The following is a 17,746-nucleotide window of genomic DNA, read 5'->3' on the forward strand; positions in this document are numbered from 1 at the left end:
ACCGCTGCGAAGAGGGGGATTCCGCGCACGGGATTCCGTCTTTGTCTCAACGGCCCAGGGAGGGGTTCTTTTGGGCCAGCAATCGAGGAAAACCCGGCATGACCATAATTTCCGCCGTCATCGCCTGCGGCCTGCTTTCTGTCCTTTACGCCATCTGGGCGACACGTTCGGTCCTCGCGTCGGACCAGGGCAATGCACGCATGCAGGAAATCTCCGCCGCCATCCGTGAGGGCGCGCAAGCCTATCTGGCGCGCCAGTACACCACCATCGCCATCGTCGGCGTGGTCGTGCTGCTGCTCGCCTGGTGGCTGCTGTCCATCACCGCCGCGATCGGCTTCCTGATCGGGGCCGTGCTTTCGGGCGCGGCCGGCTTCATCGGCATGCATGTTTCGGTGCGGGCCAATGTTCGCACGGCACAGGCCGCTTCCAACAGCCTTGCCGCCGGCCTCGACATCGCATTCAAGTCGGGCGCCATCACCGGCATGCTTGTTGCCGGCCTTGCCCTGCTTGGCGTGTCGATCTACTACCTGATCCTCACCCATTTCATGGGGCTTCAGCCCAATGACCGTATCGTCATCGACTCGCTGGTTTCGCTCGGCTTCGGCGCCTCGCTGATCTCGATCTTCGCCCGTCTCGGCGGCGGCATCTTCACCAAGGGTGCCGATGTCGGCGGCGATCTGGTCGGCAAGGTCGAAGCTGGTATTCCCGAGGATGATCCGCGCAACCCCGCCACCATTGCCGACAATGTCGGCGACAATGTCGGCGACTGCGCCGGTATGGCGGCCGACCTGTTCGAGACCTATGCGGTGACAGTCGTCGCCACCATGGTGCTGGGCGCCATCTTCTTTGGCGGCACCGCGGTTCTGAGTGCCGCGATGCTCTATCCGCTCGCTATCTGCGGCGCCTGCATCCTGACCTCGATCGTCGGTACTTTCTTCGTCAAGCTCGGCTCCAACGGTTCGATCATGGGCGCGCTCTACAAGGGGCTGATCGTCACCGGCCTGTTGTCCATCGTGGGCTTGGGCGTCGCCACCTCGGCCACGCTTGGCTGGGGCGAGGTCGGCACTGTCGCCGGCATGGTCATCACCGGCAAGAACCTGTTCATCTGCGGCCTGATCGGCCTCGTGGTGACCGGTCTCATCGTCGTGATCACCGAGTACTACACCGGCACCAACAAGCGTCCGGTCAACTCGATCGCCCAGGCGTCGGTGACCGGGCACGGCACCAACGTCATCCAGGGCCTTGCGGTCTCTCTGGAATCGACGGCACTGCCGGCCATCGTCATCGTCGGCGGCATCATCTCGACCTATCAGCTCGCCGGCCTTTACGGCACGGCGATCGCCGTCACCACCATGCTCGGCCTTGCCGGCATGATCGTCGCGCTCGATGCCTTTGGCCCGGTCACCGACAATGCCGGCGGCATCGCCGAAATGGCCGGCCTGCCCAAGGAAGTGCGCCACTCCACCGACGCGCTCGACGCGGTCGGCAACACCACCAAGGCGGTGACCAAGGGCTATGCCATCGGTTCGGCGGGCCTCGGCGCACTGGTGCTGTTCGCGGCCTATTCGAATGACCTGAAATTCTTTGCCGCCAATGGCGACAAATATCCCTACTTCCAGGGCATGGGCGAGGTCTCCTTCGATCTTTCCAACCCCTACGTCGTCGCCGGCCTGATCTTCGGCGGCTTGATCCCGTATCTGTTCGGTGGCATCGCCATGACGGCCGTCGGCCGCGCGGCGGGCGCCATTGTCGAGGAGGTGCGCAAGCAGTTCCGTGACGACCCGGGCATCATGGCCGGCACGTCCAAGCCGAACTATGCGCGCGCGGTAGATCTTCTGACCAAGGCGGCGATCCGGGAAATGATCATCCCGTCGCTGCTGCCGGTGTTGGCGCCGCTCGTCGTCTATTTCGGCGTGCTGCTGATCTCGGGCTCGAAAGCCTCGGCCTTTGCGGCTCTCGGCGCCTCTCTGCTCGGCGTCATCGTCAACGGCTTGTTCGTCGCCATCTCGATGACTTCGGGCGGCGGCGCCTGGGACAACGCCAAGAAGTCGTTCGAGGACGGATTCACCGACAAGGACGGCATCAAGCACCTGAAGGGTTCCGAGGCGCACAAGGCCTCGGTGACCGGCGATACGGTCGGCGATCCCTACAAGGACACGGCCGGCCCGGCGGTCAACCCGGCGATCAAGATCACCAATATCGTGGCGCTCCTGCTGCTGGCGGTGCTGGCGCACGGCTGAGCGGCAAAGCTCGACATTGAAAACCCGCGGGGAGCAATCCCCGCGGGTTTTTATTTGACGGCGGTTTTGGAAGGCGGAAAACGAATTTCAACGGCTGCGTCCGCGTCCTGCCGTCGCTGTCTGCCCATCGCCGACGAGCCGGCCTCTCCCGCCCCATGATAACAAAAACCCGTGGGATCGCTCCCACGGGTTCTTGGTCGCCTGAGATGGTGCTGCCATCCCCAAGGGGAGGCGGGTCTGAGATCAGGGAGTGCCGCCGCCGGGAATGCCGGGCGCCAGCTTGCTGGCGCCGTTGATGATCTGGCTGAGGAAGTTCTGGTCCTTGCCGCCAGTCGGCGTGGTACGCGATATGAAATCGAAGATCTTGCCGTCCTTCAGGCCGTAATTGGCGATCTGGGTGACCCGCCCATCGGCCCCGAAATAAACCGCCAGCACATGCTGATCGATCAGCCGGGGCTTGTCGAAGGCGACATAGCGCTTGCGAGTCTGCGAGATGTAATAGAAGGCCTCATTGTCGAAGGTCGCCGTCGTCGAGGGCGTGCCGAGCGCGAGCAGCACCTGCTCGCGGCTTGAGCCGACCGGCACCGAATCGATCGCCTGCTGATCGATGACATACCCCTGCGTCAGCGTTTCGCTGGGGTTCAGATCACCGATCATCTTGGAACTGTTGCAGGCCGAAAGCGCCGCAATGATGGCCAGCAGCGAGATCGCGCCAGCGGGCCTGGAAGAGAAGGTCGACTTGAAATTCAGCGCGCGCAACAACAATTCTCCACTATATCGCCGCAACTTGCGCTGGGCCGCAAAACCGGTAAACCAGCTTGCTTGCCGATGCAACAAGGCCAATTCAACAAACGGTCCCCGGAGACCATCCCCATGTTCCAGCGCCTTTTTGGTCGCGAACGCCACGCCAACCGCGCCATCACCGACGCGCTTTACGCACAAATCGTGGCGGCCGCGCGGCAGACCGTATTTTATTCCCACTGGAATGTGCCGGACACGCCGCTTGGGCGTTTCGAGATGCTGTCGCTGCACATGTTCCTGGTCCAGCACCGGCTGCGTGGGGAAGACGGCGTGGCGCAGGAGATCGCGCAGGTGCTGATCGACGAGTTTTTCCTCGACGTCGACCATTCGCTGCGGGAACTCGGCATTGGCGATGTCGGAGTGCCCAAGCGCATGAAAAAGCTGGCGAAGATGTTTTATGGCCGCACCGCCGCCTATGACGACGCATTGGAGCGCAATGATCATGATGGGCTCACCGCCGCCCTTGCACGCAATGTCCGGCCCGACGCCGCGGCCTGGGCGGAAGCGTCACGACTGTCCGACTATGTCGCCGATGCCCGCAACCGGCTGGCCACGCAGCCGTGCCGGGCGATCGTCTCCGGCACGGTGACCTTTCCGCTCGCCCAGGAGGCAGATCGATGAAGCACGCCGATCCGCAAAGTCCGGTATCGTTTTTTGCCAACGTCGCCCGCCTGCCGCAGAAGGGCCTGCCGGTGGTCATCGAGGCCGACGCCACCCAGCGCGCGACACTCGCCGAAGAGCACAGCTTGCTCTCGGTCGAAGCCTACCGTGCCGAATTCCTGGTGACGCCGTGGAAACGCAATGGCGTGAAGGTCAGCGGCCGGGTCGAGGCCGACATCACCCAGGCCTGTATCGTCACGCTCGATCCGGTCGGGGCGCATATCGACGAATCATTCGAGGCTCTGTTCCTGCCCGAGGATTCCAAGCTTGGACGACAGGGATTCGAAGGCGGCGGCGAGATCCTGCTCGACGCGGATGGACCTGACAGTCCCGAAACTTTTTCAGGCGACACGATCGATGTCGGGGCACTCGCCGAGCAGTTCTTCGGACTGGCCATCGATCCTTATCCGCGCAAGCCGGGTGCGTCGCTTGATGCCGGCCGCGAGGCCGAACCGGTGGAGAATGAATTTCAGCAGAAACTGCGGTCGCTGTTGGGAAAATCCTGAAAACCTCACCCGCGACGGAAAAGTCGGTTGTGCGAATGTCCAAAACCGCTATTTTCGCCGAACCTTCGCGATCACTAAAACGATCCGCCGCCTAAGCAAAACCGTGAGATGAATACCGCGTGATCAGGATTTCCATCGATGCCATGGGCGGCGATCACGGACCAGCCGTGGTCATTCCGGCGCTCATGACGGTCGCGACCCGCCGTCCCGACGTCCGCTTCGTCATCTACGGGCGGGAGGAGGCCGTACGACCCGAACTGGCCAAATTTCCCAAGCTGGCCGGTGTGAGCGAATTCTTCCACTGCGAGGTGGCCGTCAGGATGGACGACAAGCCGAGCCAGGCGCTGCGCCATGGCCGCTGGAAATCGTCGATGTGGAAGGCTGTCGAGGCGGTCAAGTCGGGTACGGCGGACGCGTGCGTCTCGGCCGGCAACACCGGCGCGCTGATGGCGATGTCGAAATTCTGCCTGCGCACCATGGCCACCATCGACCGCCCGGCGATCGCGGCACTTTGGCCGACGCTGCGCGGCGAAAGCGTGGTCCTCGACGTCGGCGCCACCATTGGCGCGGATGCGCACCAGCTCATCGATTTTGCCATCCTTGGAACCGGCATGGCCCGATCGGTCTTCGGCGTCTCGCGGCCCAGTGTCGGCCTACTCAATGTCGGCGTCGAGGAGATCAAGGGCCAGGAAGAGGTCAAGGAGGCTGGGCGCATGCTGCGTGAAGCCAATATGGCCTCGATGAACTATCACGGTTTCGTCGAGGGCGACGATATCGGCAAGGGCGTGGTCGACGTCGTCGTCACCGAAGGCTTCGCCGGCAACATCGCCCTGAAGACGGCGGAAGGCACGGTGCGCCAGATTGGCGGCTACCTGCGGGCGGCGATGAGCCGTACGCTGATGGCCAGGATCGGCTATATCTTCGCCAAGGGCGCGTTCGATCGCCTGCGCGAAAAGATGGATGTCGGCCGCTCCAATGGCGGCGTTTTCCTGGGGCTGAACGGCATTGTGGTGAAAAGCCACGGCGGCGCCGATTCGGATGGTTTCGCCGCCGCCATCGAACTCGGCTACGATATGGTGCGCAACAATCTGCTCGACCGCATCGAGGCCGACCTGGACTTGTTCCATGCGCGCAATCCGCATGCCCAGACATCTAGGAAATCCGACGTCGTCAGCGACGCAAAGGAATAGGAAAGAACTTTGATCAGATCAGTCGTGCGCGGCATGGGCGCCGCGCTGCCCCGCCGCATCATGAAGAATGCCGACTTTGAAGGCATGGTCGAAACCTCGGACGAGTGGATCGCCCAGCGCACCGGCATCCGCCAGCGCCATATCGCGGCCGACGACGAGACCACCGCTTCGCTGGGTGAGGCGGCGGCGCGCGCAGCGCTCGCCGATGCCGGCCTGACACCCGGAGACATCGACCTGATCGTGCTGGCGACCTCGACACCCAACAATACTTTTCCGGCCACGGCCGTCGAAATCCAGAACCGGCTCGGCATGCATCACGGCTTTGCCTTCGACCTGCAGGCGGTATGCTCGGGCTTCGTCTATGCGGTAACCACGGCCGACCTCTATATTCGCGGCGGCTTGGCCAAGCGCGTGCTGGTGATCGGCTCGGAGACCTTCTCGCGCATCCTCGACTGGACCGATCGCTCGACCTGCGTACTGTTCGGCGATGGCGCCGGCGCCCTGGTTCTTGAAGCCGGCGAAGGGGGCGGCAGTATTGCCGACCGCGGCGTGCTGGCGATGAGCCTGCGCTCCGACGGCGCGCACAAGGACAAGCTCTTTGTCGACGGCGGGCCTTCGACGACAGGAACGGTCGGCTATCTCAGGATGGAAGGCCGCGAGGTCTTCAAACATGCGGTGGGCATGATCACCGACGTCATCGAGGCGACGTTTTCGCAGGCCGGCATCACCGCCGACGACCTGGACTGGTTCGTGCCGCATCAGGCCAATAAACGGATCATTGACGCTTCCGCCAGGAAGCTCGGGATAGCTGAGGAAAAGGTGGTGGTGACGGTCAATCTGCACGGTAACACCTCGGCTGCTTCCGTGCCGCTGGCGCTTTCCGTGGCTGTTGCCGATGGCCGCATCAAAAAGGGCGACCTTGTGCTTCTGGAAGCGATGGGCGGCGGCTTCACCTGGGGCGCGGTTCTGCTTCGCTGGTAAGTGCCGAACGGTCCGGTTCGGTCCTTGACCTTGCCGGATCAATTACTTAGGCTCTGCCGCTGTTGTGTCGATTTTATGTTTGAGCTGATGGGACGGTCGCATGGGGGGAAAGACACTTACGCGCGCCGACCTTGCCGAAGCCGTTTACCGCAAGGTAGGTTTGTCGCGCACTGAATCGGCCGAACTCGTCGAGGCGGTGCTGGACGAGATCTGCGAGGCGATCGTCCGTGGCGAGACGGTGAAACTGTCGTCTTTCGCGACGTTCCACGTCCGCTCCAAGAACGAGCGCATCGGGCGCAATCCCAAGACCGGCGAAGAGGTGCCGATCCTGCCGCGCCGGGTGATGACCTTCAAGTCGTCGAACGTGCTGAAGAACCGCATCTTGCGCTCCCACCAGAGCGGCAAGGCAAAGGGCGGCAAGTAGGCTCGCTGCAAATGCACGGTTGAAAACAGGCCTTGCGATGATGCCGGGCTTGAATATTGCCTCACAAACCGCTGAAATGAGACCCGATTCGGCAACATGGCCGGATTGGTGTTCCGCGTGATCGTTACGCGCAGCCGGAATGAGCTCCCCTCCTGTCGAGGGAATCTCGTTCGAACGCCGGTTCCCATGTCCCGGGATCATGCTCCAGTGTGAGGATTTCGCCCATGGACAAGAGCCCTGACGCCTTTCGCACCATCAGCGAGGTCGCCGAAGACCTCGATCTGCCGCAGCACGTGCTGCGCTTCTGGGAAACGCGTTTCAACCAGATCAAGCCGATGAAACGCGGCGGCGGCCGCCGCTACTACCGGCCGCAGGATGTCGAACTGATCAAGGGCATTCGCCATATGCTCTACGACCAGGGCTACACCATCAAGGGCGTGCAGAAGCTGTTGCGCGAAAACGGCAACCATTTCCTGGTTGCCATCGGCAATGGCGATATGGCCGCCGTCGAGGCGATCTCGCAACGAAAGCAGGCCGACCAGGTGCCGTTGACGGCGGCAGCGCAGCCGCGCGGCGGAGATGACGAACTGGTTGGCCAGCCGAGGGTCAAGCCCAGCCGCCGTTTCTTCGGTCTTGGCAAGAGCGACGAGGAAGGCCCGGTCCAGCCGGACGCTTCGAAACTGTCGCGGGACAATCGCGCGCTGTTGCAGGAAGCGTTGTTCGACCTCCTCGAATGCAAGCGCCTCCTCGACCAAGTGCGCTGACGGGCAACCGGCCGGCGCCTGAAGAACGGGAACCCGCCTTTGGGTGATGCGTTACGTTTTCTTGAGCAAGACAAGGCTTGAGCAGACAAGGAAACGCATCATGGCATTATTCTCGACCCTCTCGGACGTCGATCTCGACAGGCGGGTCGCTGCACTCTCCAGGGAATTGGCGGCCCTGAAGAAGGCTGCGTCCAGGCGGGGCGGCGCCTATTACGAAGACGGTCGCGACGCGGCGCTTGACACGTATTCCGACCTTGCGGAACGTCTGCACGATGCGTTGCCGGCGATCCGCGAGCGGGGCAGGGCGATCGAGAAATCCGCCCGCGAGCATCCGGCGACGGCCGCGGCGATCGGCTTTGTGGTGCTTGGTCTGGTCGCCAGTCTGCTGTTCAGCCGGCGCTGACCTTTATTTATTCCTCGGTTCCGCTGGATCGGTGCGCGGGCGATTCATGTTGCCCGAAAGTGCACCCGGTTTAGGACAGCGGCGCCTGTGGGTGCCACGAAAAAAGGGCCATAGCCCCAGCTTGTCGGTCTGCAGCACGAACAGGGGTTTTTTCGTCAGAGCAGGCGCTCGTTGTAGCGCTGCGAGATCGCGCTGATACGGCGCGTATCCGGAGGAAACCAGGAGAAGACCGGCTTCGAACAAGAAGCCAAAGCCGGTCTTCTCATTGGCAGTCGGTTAAGCTCAGGCCTTCTTGCCCATAACCTTGTGGTGGTGGTGATGATGGTAGTGGTGGCTGCGATGGTGCTTGCGATGATGACGGTGATGCTTGTGCATCGGCGCGGCATCAGCGCTGGTCGCGCCGAGGATTGGCATGGTGAATGCAAGTGCAACTGCAAGCCCGAGGGCCGAGAGGAGGGACTTCTTCATGGATATCTTCCTTTTTTCGCAGGCAATCTGAATCAGGCCAACAGCCTGTTCGCCGCGAGCGGGATTACGCTCCCGATTTTTTTCGTCAGTATTTCCCGAATATAGAATTTTGTTTCTGGAATGTGTCTGGCGGCGCAGCCTGTGGGCTCCGCCGACAGGCTGAGCCCACAGCGCCGATGAGCGGGAGAAATTTCGGTACGGGGCCGCAGACGCAACCGGCTTACATGGGCGGGACCACGCCATTGTTGCCGACCACGACGCGGTTGGCACTCAGCGTGCCGTCGGCGCCGCGCGTCGCGGTGACCACGACGGGCGCGCCGGGCTTGAGATCGCCCGGCGTGGCCGGCGCGAAGGTGACGACCGGTGTCTTGTCGGGGATTGAGATCTTCTTTGTCTGGCCGTTGTCATAGGTCAGCGTCACCGCGCGGCCATTCACGTCGGTCACGTCGGCGACGGTGCCGTTGGTCATGCGGCTGTTGGGCTTGAGGTCCCAGGCGCGGTCGCCTTCGCCCGTGCCTTTCAAGGCTGCGGGAAACACCACGACCTCGAGCGCGCCGCTGCCGCCATCGGCTTTCGACACGGATGCTATGCCGAGGAAATCGCCGAGCTTGATGTCCTTTACCGACGCGCCCGCGACGCCCGATATCTTCCATCCGGCAGCGAGCTTGATCTTATCCATGCCACCCTGGCGGTTTTTCACCGTCAGCTGGGATTGGTCGGAACTGGCCACGACGCCGCGCACCCGCACCGTGTCTGCCGCCGGCGCGCTGGTTGCAGCAAGGCCAAGGCTGGAAAGCGTGCCGAGCACGATCATGATTGTCCGCAATTTCATCGCATTGATCCTTTCAGGAAAATGACAGCCGCGCCGGCAACGTCTTGGGTTTCGCGCCGGCGCAATTGAACCAACGAACGGGGTCGTAAAAATCATCGAGGGACGAGGTGATCAGGTGTTCAAAAGAACTTGATCGAGAGCGGTTGCGAGCGGCGTCCGCCAGGCATGGTTCACGATGCTGTGACGGCCAGTTTGTGACTTGGCAAATCACCCGCAAGCGGGCATGTTCTCGCCGTCTCAGGCAACACCATTTTCATCAAACTCTTTCAGCCAACGGAGTTGCCAATGCCATACAGTGCAAAGCGCGAACCCCTCCCGGAACTGGTTGCCAGCGAAGCCGGGCAAGGCCATAGCGCCCTCAGAACGATTCGGGAAACCAGGGGATACAGTGTCGAGGAGCTTTCCCTGACAACCGGTCTGTCGGTCGACGAAATCGAGGATATCGAGAACGGCAGGACGGCCGATCCGTCGCAACTGCGCCGTATTGCGTCGGCGCTTCGGCTTCCTCAGGAGGCGCTGCTCGGCACGGCCGTGCAGGCGCGGGCCGCGCAAGACCGCCCCGCGCTGTAGCGCCAGTGCCATGCATGTTCGAAAACCCGCCGGGGACCTTGGCGGGTTTTCTGTTTGCCGTGACTGAAGGCTTCGGCACGTGTTTATGGACGCGCCGGCCTAGCTTGCTGCTTCGTCATTTCGATCCGCGGGGTTTCGATGAGCTTGGAATCCGTTCGTGCCTTCTTTGCCAGCAAGGCGCCTGACATCGACGTGATCGTGACTGACGCGAGTTCGGCAACCGTAGCATTGGCTGCGCAGGCGCACGGCGTGTTGCCGGCGCAGATCGCAAAGACGATCTGCCTTCGCGTCGGCGAACGCACCATGCTGGTCGTGACCAGCGGCACCGCCAGGCTGGACAATCGCAAGTTCAAGGATCGGTTCGGCAGTAAGCCGCGCATGCTGGAGGCCGCTGAGGTTATCGAGGCAACCAGCCATCCGGTCGGCGGTGTCTGCCCCTTCGGCCTGCCGGCGCCGCTGCCGGTCTATTGCGACGTGTCGCTGCGCGGTTTCGAAGAGGTGGTGCCCGCCGCCGGCGCCACCAACGCGGCGGTGCGGATCGCACCGCAACGCATGGCTGATCTCACCGGCGCCGAATGGGTCGATGTGTGCCAGGGGTAGATGGCGATAGATGAGACGGACTTTGGGGGTAAGTCCTTGTTTAAAATGGTCGGAGTGGCCGGATTCGAACCGACGACCCCTTGACCCCCAGTCAAGTGCGCTACCGGGCTGCGCTACACTCCGGACCGCGCAAAGCCATATATATTCGAGGCTTGGCGCGCAAGCGCTAAAACCGCCTCCGGAAGCAGAACCAACCATCGCCGATAAATCGCGTCAAACCTGACCGGAAGTCCCACGGGCGTTCCCGGGTCGCTCCGTGGACCATGCCATGAGCAAGGCTTCCTTCAGAGTAAATGCCTCCACCTGTCGGGGCCCTCTTGGCCGGGAATTGCTTTCCAAACGTGGCGTCGCCGTTCGAGGCGGGGAAGATGTCGCCCTGCATTCAGAGATGACGGGCCCGGCGATGGCTCAATCCGGTGGCGGAAATAAATTCCCTTTCGCCAACTCCCGCCTTGGAACAAACCGCCCCCGGTCCGGTTTGGCAACCGTCCGGGGAACTTAGGAGGGACGAAATGACCGGCAAACTCCATATCGGCCTTCCGTGCGCGATCATCGTCGCGGCGGCCAGCATCAGTGCGTTCTCGGATCCGCTGCCTCCTGACATCACCTATCGGCCATTGCCGAGCCAGCCCTTTTCCGCGGTGAAAGCCGATGACGAGGCGCAGAAGCCTGGCGTGACGGAGCGTCAGAAGAAGCTTTTGGAGCAACGTTATGATCTGGCTGACCGTCCGATACCGGGCGTGATGATGACCGACGGCAAGAAGCCGGTCCAGGGTGGCGTCAGGGTCAAGCTGGCGGGTGGCTCGACCTGGGACAGGCTAAGCTCGATGAGCCCCGGCGATATTCGTGACCAGGGTCTTCTGCCGGCTGGCTTCCTGCCGCTACCTCATGTCAAGCAGGCTGCCGGAGGCCAAGTGTTTCCCGAGAAGGAAATCCGCGAGATCGGCCGCCAGGAAGGCCGTGATCTGCGCCGCTTCGACGTCGATTTCGATCTTCCCGATCACCTGACGCCCGAATTCCCGCCACCGATTTTCCTGACCACCCACCCTGAACTCGGCGATGTCTCGCGCGGCGAACTGCTTACCATCCGCAATTACTACGAGATCATGAACGGCATCATCACCCCAGTACAGATGGAGGGTTTGCGGCTTCTGCTGACGCCATTCCCGCAGGAAGAGTTCAATCAGACCGAGGACCGCAAGGTCGCTGGCCAGAGCATGGGTGTCGCCTGCCTTGATTGCCATTCCAATTTCAACACTAACGCCGCCTTCCATCAGACACCCGACATCAGGCCGCAGGCGGCGCGCTTCCGTCTCGACACCACCAGTCTGCGCGGCCTCTTCAACCAGCAGATACATGGATCGAAGCGCTCATTGCGGTCCGTGGAGGATTTCACCGAATTCGAGCAGCGCACCGCGTATTTCAATGGCGATCATGTCAGTGCCACCCGCAAGGGCGTCAACCTGCCTGACCGCCCGAACCAGGTGGCGATGATGGCACAGATGCAAAACATCATCGATTTCCCGCCGGCGCCTAAGCTCGATCCGTTTGGCCGCCTCGATCCGGCACTGGCGTCAGCAGAGGAATTGAAAGGGGAAGCGGTGTTCATGGGCAAGGGCCGCTGCTCCCAATGCCACAATCCGCAGACGTCCTTCATGGACAACAACATGCACGATCTGAAGCTCGATCGTTTCTACAAAGCAGGACAGACCGTCAACGACATGGTCGAGCTTCCCGACGGTCCGATCAAGACGTTCACGCTGCGCGGCATCAAGGACACGCCGCCCTATTTGCATGACGGCCGCCTGATGACGCTCGCCGACACGGTCGAGTTCTTCAATCTGGTGCTGGGCACCAAACTCGACCAATCGGAAAAGGACGCGCTGGTCGCCTATCTGCTCGTGCTCTGAGAAAGCGCGCCGTGATATCCGGCGCGATACGCTTCCCGAGGAGGTTCGCATGCGTCTACTCGCAACTGTCGTGGGGCTTGCGCTTCTGCCTGCCGCCACCGCCTTCGCCCAGTTCGGCAATCCGGCTGGCATGGCGCCGGACACGATGAAGGAATCTCCCGGCAAGCCAATGCCTCACCAAACCAACTATCAGGACCGGCTGTTCGCGCAGCTTACCGCTGCTGGCGGTCTGGCCGAGGTCCGCTTCGGCGAGCTTGCCGGAAAATCCGAAAATGCCGCGGTGAAAGACTTTGCCCGCAGGATGGTTGACGACCACCAGAGGGCGAACGACAGGCTGAAGTCGCTCGCCGAAGCGGCCAAGATGCCGCTTCCGCCTGGGCTGGATGCCGAGCACGAGGAGATGCGTACCAGGCTGGAAAAGCTTACAGGCGTCGAATTCGATCTGGCTTACATCAGCGGCCAGATCGTCGAGCATCAGAAGACTGTGCAACTCCTTGAATGGGAGATCGGCTCCGGCCAGGATCCGGATGTCCAGCATTTCGCCTCGGATATCCTGCCGGCCGTACTGGAGCATCTGCGAATGGCGCGGGACGTCCGCAGCAAGCTGGTGAACCCGGCATTGGCCGATGCCTCGGGCCAGAGCAAGAAGTGACCGTCGCGTCGGCGGCCAATCCGCGCGTTGGCAGCGCCTCTGGCCGAACCTGCCATAGCCCGGGCGGAACAATGCTCTCCACTCGCGGTTTGGGCGAGCAACCCAAGGGAGACCTTCATGACACAATCGCGCGACTGGTTGATACAGTGGCTGAGAGACGCTCACGCCATGGAGGAGCAGGCCGAGACGATGCTCTCCGGGCAACTGTCACGCCTCGAAAGCTATCCGGAACTCGGCGACCGCATCCGTCAGCATCTCGACGAGACGCGGCAGCAGGCCTCGCGCCTCAAAAGCTGTCTTGACCGGATCGGAGAGGGATCCTCCGCGATGAAAGACGCAGGCGGCAAGCTCACCGCCATGGCCCAGTCGATCAGCGGCGTGTTTGCCGGCGACGAGGTGATGAAGGGCTCGCTCGCCAGCTATACTTTCGAGCATATGGAGATTGCCTCCTACACGATGCTCATCGCCGCGGCCAACGCCGAAGGGGAGGCCGAGGTGGCGCGTGTGTCTGAGCAGAATCTGCGCGAAGAGGAGGCGATGGCGGATTGGCTCAAGAGCCATCTCGCCGAGACGACGCAGATGTTCCTGTCTCGCGCCGCGGCCGACAGCGATGCCGCAAAACGATAATCGGGCCTGTCATCGCGTCGAATTTCGCCGGCCATGATCGTGCGACAGCGGCAGCGCGCGCTGCCTGTCGGCGGCGGCGACTATCGAGCCGATAGCGCTCCGCGGTCACGTGAAGCTTTCGGCATCGCCAGCCGTAATTGCCGCTGATGACGGTGTTCCAGCGCGATCGCGCCCCAGACCAATCCGAGCAGCAGGTAGACGTGGCGCCAATGGTCGATATCGATGAAGGTGCCGAGCCCGACATTGCCGATGAAGGCGACATAGGCGCACAGGAGATAAGGCTGCCATGGCCGGTCGCGCAGCAGGATGCGGAATCCGGCACATATCGTCCAGATGACGAGCGTCAGGAACGACACGAAGCCGAGCCAGCCATAGTCCATCAGCATCTTCAGCCAGATATCGTGGGTGTCCTCGCCGAAGATGGTGCCGAACACCAGAGGCCCGATGCCGAACGGATGCTCCATCGCCATCTGGAAGCCGATCGCATAGCGGGCGAAGCGGCCGAGGCGGGCGGTGTCGTAGCTCTGTTCGAGATGGGCACGGTTGGAGAACATCTCCGCCACGCCGGGCAGCTGCAGGATGACGATCATGGCGATCGCCAGCAGCGACAATGCCGCGATGGTCATCACCACCACGCGCAGCCGGAACATGCCGCTGTTGCTCTGAAGGAACAGACAGCCGGTGAGCAGAACGGCAGAGACGGCAAACATGCCCCACGCGCCGCGCGAGAAGGAAAAGAAGATGCCTGATGTGATGATGAGCAGCGGCACCGCCAGCAGCGGCATGCGCGAGACCGGCCCGGTCAGCAGCAGATAGAGCAGATAGATGCCGGGCAGCACCAGGAACGGCCCGAACACGTTCGGGTCCTGGAAGGCGCCTGCGGCGCGGTCGTATTTGGTGAACATCTCCGCGCCCGGGAAGGCATGGAAATACCCTGCTATGCCGAGTAGCGAAGTCATCACCGCGGATACGACATAGGCAATGAAGATCAGCCGGTAGAGGCTCGGCTGCGTGGCGGTGACCGATGCGAAGAAGACCGCGCTGAAGGCGAGAAACAGCGACACTGCAAGGTAGAGCGGCGTGTTGGCGAGGTCTGACATCTGCGTCATGGCGATCATGCCGCCGATATTCATCGTCACCAGAAGCACCAGCAGCGGCGCGGCCGCGTGCGAAATCCTCAAACCGAAAAGCGCCCAGATGGCGATCAGGCCGGCCATGTAGATCTCGTAAGGAGCCGGCTCGCTGATGACGAAGCCGGAAAGCAGGATGCCGAGCCCGACCGCGCCCGAGGAAATCAGCGCGATCAGCTTCGCATTGACCGCCGCGCGCGGCAGGTCATGGGTGACCGCGCTCAATAGGCGTTTTCCGTGTTGAGCAGCCGAATCGGCGTCAGGAACAGGATCCGCAGGTCGAACAGCATCGACCAGTTCTCGATATAATAGAGGTCGTATTCCGTCCGCATGCGGATCTTCTCGTTGGTGTCCATCTCGCCGCGCCAGCCATTGATCTGCGCCCAGCCGGTAACGCCGGGCTTGACCTTGTGGCGCGCGAAATAGCCGTCGACCACTTCGTTGTAGAGCAGGTTGTGCGACTGCGCGGCAATCGCGTGCGGCCGCGGGCCGACCAGCGACAGCGAACCCAAGAGCGAATTGAAGAACTGCGGCAGCTCGTCGATCGAGGTCTTGCGGATGAAGCGGCCGACGCGGGTAACGCGCGGGTCGTTCTTGGTGACCGTCTGTCTGGCGGTCGGGTCCGACCGGTCGGCATACATCGAGCGGAATTTGTAGACTTCGATCACCTCATTGTTGAAACCATGCCGCTTCTGGCGAAACAGCACCGGTCCCTTGCTGTCGAGCTTGATGGCGATAGCGGTCGCCAGCATCACCGGTGAGAACACGACGATGCCGATCAGGCTGAAAACGATGTCGAAGGCGCGCTTGGCCACCGAATCCCAGTCGTTGATCGGCTTGTCGAAGATGTCGAGCATCGGCACCGAGCCGATGTAGGAATAGGCGCGTGGACGAAACTGCAGCGCGTTCGAATGCGCCGACAGCCGGATGTCGACCGGCAGCACCCACAGTTTCTTCAGCAATTGCAGCACGCGCGATTCGGCGGTCAGCGGCAGCGACACGATCAGCATGTCGATGCGGGCGATGCGGGCGAATTCGATCAGCTCCGAGATTGTGCCGAGCTTGGGATAGCCGGCGACGATAGGCGGCGAGCGTTTGTCGCTGCGATCGTCGAAAATGCCGCAAATGCGGATGTCGTTGTAGGGCTGCCTCTCGACCGAGCGGATCAGGACCTCCGCTGCCTTGCCGCCGCCGACGATGACGGCGCGCCGCTCCATGTGGCCGTCGCGCGCCCAGCGCCGGATCAGCTTCGACATCACCAGCCGCAGGCCGAAGATGAGAATGAAACCGACGGCGAACCAGGTGCCGAACAGCAATCGTGAATAGTTTTCAGATATCTTCATCACGAATGCCGTCAGCGCCATGAGGGCGAACGTGCCGGCCCAGACCAGCAGCAAACGTCCAAAATTGGCGATCGGCCGCATGAGCGAGACGATCTGGTAGCAATCGGTGACGTCGAGCAGCACCACTGCAAGGAACGACGCGGCGGCGATCGTCAGCGGATATTGCCAGGCGAAATAGTTGAAGAAGCCGACAAAGTAGAAATAGACGCCGAGGCCGGAAAGGAACAGCACTGCGAACTCGACCATCCGCAGGACGCCGCTGACCATGATCGGCGACATCGTATCGCGCCGGTATTGCGAGGCGACCTGACGGGCGACATCATTCATGCCGCCCGGCATGCCGCCATCGGTCGGGGTGTCGAGTTTGCGCACAGCCTCTGCCGAAAAGCGGTGCACGGGATCGATCTCGTTCATGGGATTTCCGCAAGCTTCCCCCAGGCAATAGCAAAAGAGAGCTAAGAAACCCTTGAAACAACGCGTGGCTTTGGAAGGGCTTGGGCCGGTGGTTTATTTGGCCAGCGCCGCGAAATACGCTTTCTCGATCTCGGCAGCCATGACATCGGCTCCGAAGCGTGCCTCCAGATCGGCGCGATCGGGCATCAGTTTTCGATAGGCGGCGGGATCGGCCAGCGCTTCGGCGATCTTGTCGGCAAGCTGCAACGGATCAGGTCTGATCAGGGCAGGGGAATCGGCGCCGAAGATCTCCGGTATGCCGCCAACGGCCGTGGCGATCATCGGTTTTCCCGCCGCCAGCGTCTCGAGCACGACATACGGCAAGGCTTCGGCGCGCGAAGGAACGACGACCAGCGCGGCCAGCGCAAAGGCATCCCTGGCCGGCATCGGCGGCAGGAAACGCACATTGCCGTCAAGCCCGAGCCGCCTCACTTGCGCGCGGTACCGAGGCAGGTTGTCGCCGTCGCCCACCATGACCGCGCCCAGCGGGCGTCCGAGCCGTGTCCCGGCAAGGGCCAGCGCGTCGATGAAGATGTCGGGTCCCTTGAGGTCACGCATCATGCCGATGTAGAGCAGGTCCACCATTCCGGGCTTCTCCGGAACGGGGTCGAACTCAGCCGCGCGCAGGCCATTGTAGACCAGCGCGTTCGGAATGGGCGCCTCGCCGACCTTCCTGCGATAGGTGCGTCGCTCATAGTCCGAGACGAACAGCAGACAGTCGGTGAAGTGAGCCATGGATTGCTCGAGCGCGAAGAACAGCTTTCCCGTGAACGTGCTCTCGTCATAGTGGAGAGAACCGCCATGCGGCGAATAAAGGCGGGCTACGCGAGACCTTGATACCCGCAACAGTGAGCCGAACAGACGGGCATAGGCGCCACCCTTGGCGCCGTGCCCGTGCAGCACGTCCGGCCGCAATTCCTTGATGATTCCGTAGGTGCGCCAGGCCGAGGCGAGATCGCCCAGTCCGACATGGCGCTGCATCGGCGTGCGATGGATGCCGAGCGCCAGCATGGCCTTCATCCGCTCGAACAGGCGCTCCTCGTATTCCCCACCTGTGGCCGAATCGCACACGATGCCGACCGAATGGCCGGCGGCGACCTGAGCTTCCGCGAGGTCCCGCACATGCCGAAAGATCCCGCCGACAGGTGAACGAAAGCAATGGACGATCCTGAGTTTGTCCGCCACGTGTGTT

The 17,746-nt window shown here is 62.3% G+C and carries 19 protein-coding genes and 1 tRNA gene; 13 read left to right on the forward strand and 7 right to left on the reverse strand.

Going from position 1 to position 17,746, the window contains the following annotated elements; all coding sequences use genetic code 11:
* Positions 1 to 98: 98 nt before the first annotated feature.
* Complete coding sequence (locus tag FJ959_RS19415; RefSeq protein WP_140521791.1) at positions 99 to 2,240, forward strand: sodium-translocating pyrophosphatase; 2,142 nt, start codon at positions 99 to 101, stop codon at positions 2,238 to 2,240.
* Between the two features lie 243 nt (positions 2,241 to 2,483).
* Here FJ959_RS19415 and FJ959_RS19420 read toward each other — a convergent pair whose 3' ends face one another.
* Positions 2,484 to 2,999, reverse strand: coding sequence for an outer membrane protein assembly factor BamE (locus FJ959_RS19420; RefSeq protein ID WP_140494015.1), 516 nt, complete (start codon positions 2,997 to 2,999; stop codon positions 2,484 to 2,486).
* A 114-nt stretch (positions 3,000 to 3,113) separates the two neighbouring features.
* Between FJ959_RS19420 and FJ959_RS19425 the strand changes: the two genes are divergently transcribed.
* From FJ959_RS19425 to FJ959_RS19455, 7 genes are all read left to right on the forward strand, one after another.
* Positions 3,114 to 3,662: a ubiquinol-cytochrome C chaperone family protein gene (locus FJ959_RS19425; protein ID WP_140494013.1), complete on the forward strand. Its 549-nt coding sequence runs from the start codon at positions 3,114 to 3,116 to the stop codon at positions 3,660 to 3,662.
* Complete coding sequence (locus FJ959_RS19430) at positions 3,659 to 4,207, forward strand: DUF177 domain-containing protein (protein ID WP_140515709.1); 549 nt, start codon at positions 3,659 to 3,661, stop codon at positions 4,205 to 4,207. Before FJ959_RS19425 ends, FJ959_RS19430 begins: the two co-directional genes overlap by 4 nt.
* A 119-nt stretch (positions 4,208 to 4,326) precedes the next feature.
* Positions 4,327 to 5,397 (forward strand): phosphate acyltransferase PlsX, encoded by a 1,071-nt coding sequence (gene plsX / locus FJ959_RS19435; RefSeq protein ID WP_140494009.1) that lies wholly within the window; start codon positions 4,327 to 4,329, stop codon positions 5,395 to 5,397.
* A gap of 9 nt (positions 5,398 to 5,406) precedes the next feature.
* Complete coding sequence (locus FJ959_RS19440; RefSeq protein ID WP_140494008.1) at positions 5,407 to 6,378, forward strand: beta-ketoacyl-ACP synthase III; 972 nt, start codon at positions 5,407 to 5,409, stop codon at positions 6,376 to 6,378.
* 100 nt (positions 6,379 to 6,478) lie between these two features.
* On the forward strand, positions 6,479 to 6,802 hold the full coding sequence (locus FJ959_RS19445; protein WP_140494007.1) for an integration host factor subunit alpha: 324 nt from the start codon (positions 6,479 to 6,481) through the stop codon (positions 6,800 to 6,802).
* A gap of 224 nt (positions 6,803 to 7,026) precedes the next feature.
* Positions 7,027 to 7,566, forward strand: coding sequence for a MerR family transcriptional regulator (locus tag FJ959_RS19450; protein WP_140494005.1), 540 nt, complete (start codon positions 7,027 to 7,029; stop codon positions 7,564 to 7,566).
* Between the two features lie 100 nt (positions 7,567 to 7,666).
* On the forward strand, positions 7,667 to 7,969 hold the full coding sequence (locus FJ959_RS19455) for a hypothetical protein (protein ID WP_140515713.1): 303 nt from the start codon (positions 7,667 to 7,669) through the stop codon (positions 7,967 to 7,969).
* Positions 7,970 to 8,251: 282 nt separating this feature from the next.
* On the opposite strand, the gene FJ959_RS19460 is transcribed toward FJ959_RS19455, so the two are convergent.
* Both FJ959_RS19460 and FJ959_RS19465 read right to left on the reverse strand, forming a co-directional pair.
* Positions 8,252 to 8,437 (reverse strand): hypothetical protein, encoded by a 186-nt coding sequence (locus tag FJ959_RS19460; protein WP_140494001.1) that lies wholly within the window; start codon positions 8,435 to 8,437, stop codon positions 8,252 to 8,254.
* Between the two features lie 220 nt (positions 8,438 to 8,657).
* On the reverse strand, positions 8,658 to 9,269 hold the full coding sequence (locus tag FJ959_RS19465) for a hypothetical protein (protein WP_140583720.1): 612 nt from the start codon (positions 9,267 to 9,269) through the stop codon (positions 8,658 to 8,660).
* Between the two features lie 285 nt (positions 9,270 to 9,554).
* Here FJ959_RS19465 and FJ959_RS19470 point away from each other — a divergent pair, with 285 nt between their 5' ends.
* Together FJ959_RS19470 and FJ959_RS19475 are read left to right on the forward strand one after the other, a co-directional pair.
* Positions 9,555 to 9,839, forward strand: a complete 285-nt coding sequence (locus FJ959_RS19470; RefSeq protein WP_140493999.1) for a helix-turn-helix transcriptional regulator — start codon at positions 9,555 to 9,557, stop codon at positions 9,837 to 9,839.
* 138 nt (positions 9,840 to 9,977) lie between these two features.
* Positions 9,978 to 10,439, forward strand: coding sequence for a YbaK/EbsC family protein (locus tag FJ959_RS19475; protein WP_140521801.1), 462 nt, complete (start codon positions 9,978 to 9,980; stop codon positions 10,437 to 10,439).
* Positions 10,440 to 10,485: 46 nt separating this feature from the next.
* Here FJ959_RS19475 and FJ959_RS19480 read toward each other — a convergent pair.
* Positions 10,486 to 10,562, reverse strand: a tRNA-Pro gene (locus FJ959_RS19480).
* 389 nt (positions 10,563 to 10,951) lie between these two features.
* On the opposite strand from FJ959_RS19480, the gene FJ959_RS19485 reads away from it, so the two are divergent.
* From FJ959_RS19485 to FJ959_RS19495, 3 genes are all read left to right on the forward strand, one after another.
* Positions 10,952 to 12,349, forward strand: a complete 1,398-nt coding sequence (locus tag FJ959_RS19485; RefSeq protein ID WP_140631556.1) for a cytochrome B6 — start codon at positions 10,952 to 10,954, stop codon at positions 12,347 to 12,349.
* 49 nt (positions 12,350 to 12,398) lie between these two features.
* Complete coding sequence (locus FJ959_RS19490) at positions 12,399 to 13,001, forward strand: DUF4142 domain-containing protein (protein ID WP_140493992.1); 603 nt, start codon at positions 12,399 to 12,401, stop codon at positions 12,999 to 13,001.
* A 117-nt stretch (positions 13,002 to 13,118) separates the two neighbouring features.
* Positions 13,119 to 13,628 (forward strand): DUF892 family protein, encoded by a 510-nt coding sequence (locus tag FJ959_RS19495; RefSeq protein ID WP_140493990.1) that lies wholly within the window; start codon positions 13,119 to 13,121, stop codon positions 13,626 to 13,628.
* Positions 13,629 to 13,708: 80 nt separating this feature from the next.
* Here FJ959_RS19495 and FJ959_RS19500 read toward each other — a convergent pair whose 3' ends face one another.
* The 3 genes from FJ959_RS19500 to FJ959_RS19510 all read right to left on the reverse strand — a co-directional run bounded on the left by FJ959_RS19500 (position 13,709) and on the right by FJ959_RS19510 (position 17,739).
* Positions 13,709 to 14,983: an O-antigen ligase family protein gene (locus tag FJ959_RS19500; protein WP_140493988.1), complete on the reverse strand. Its 1,275-nt coding sequence runs from the start codon at positions 14,981 to 14,983 to the stop codon at positions 13,709 to 13,711.
* Positions 14,980 to 16,515, reverse strand: coding sequence for an undecaprenyl-phosphate glucose phosphotransferase (locus FJ959_RS19505; protein WP_140493986.1), 1,536 nt, complete (start codon positions 16,513 to 16,515; stop codon positions 14,980 to 14,982). Before FJ959_RS19505 ends, FJ959_RS19500 begins: the two co-directional genes overlap by 4 nt.
* Positions 16,516 to 16,608: 93 nt before the next feature.
* Positions 16,609 to 17,739, reverse strand: coding sequence for a glycosyltransferase family 4 protein (locus FJ959_RS19510; RefSeq protein ID WP_140631559.1), 1,131 nt, complete (start codon positions 17,737 to 17,739; stop codon positions 16,609 to 16,611).
* Between the last annotated feature and the right edge of the window lie 7 nt (positions 17,740 to 17,746).

The organism is Mesorhizobium sp. B2-2-4 (assembly GCF_006442375.1).
In the GTDB taxonomy this organism is placed as follows: domain Bacteria; phylum Pseudomonadota; class Alphaproteobacteria; order Rhizobiales; family Rhizobiaceae; genus Mesorhizobium.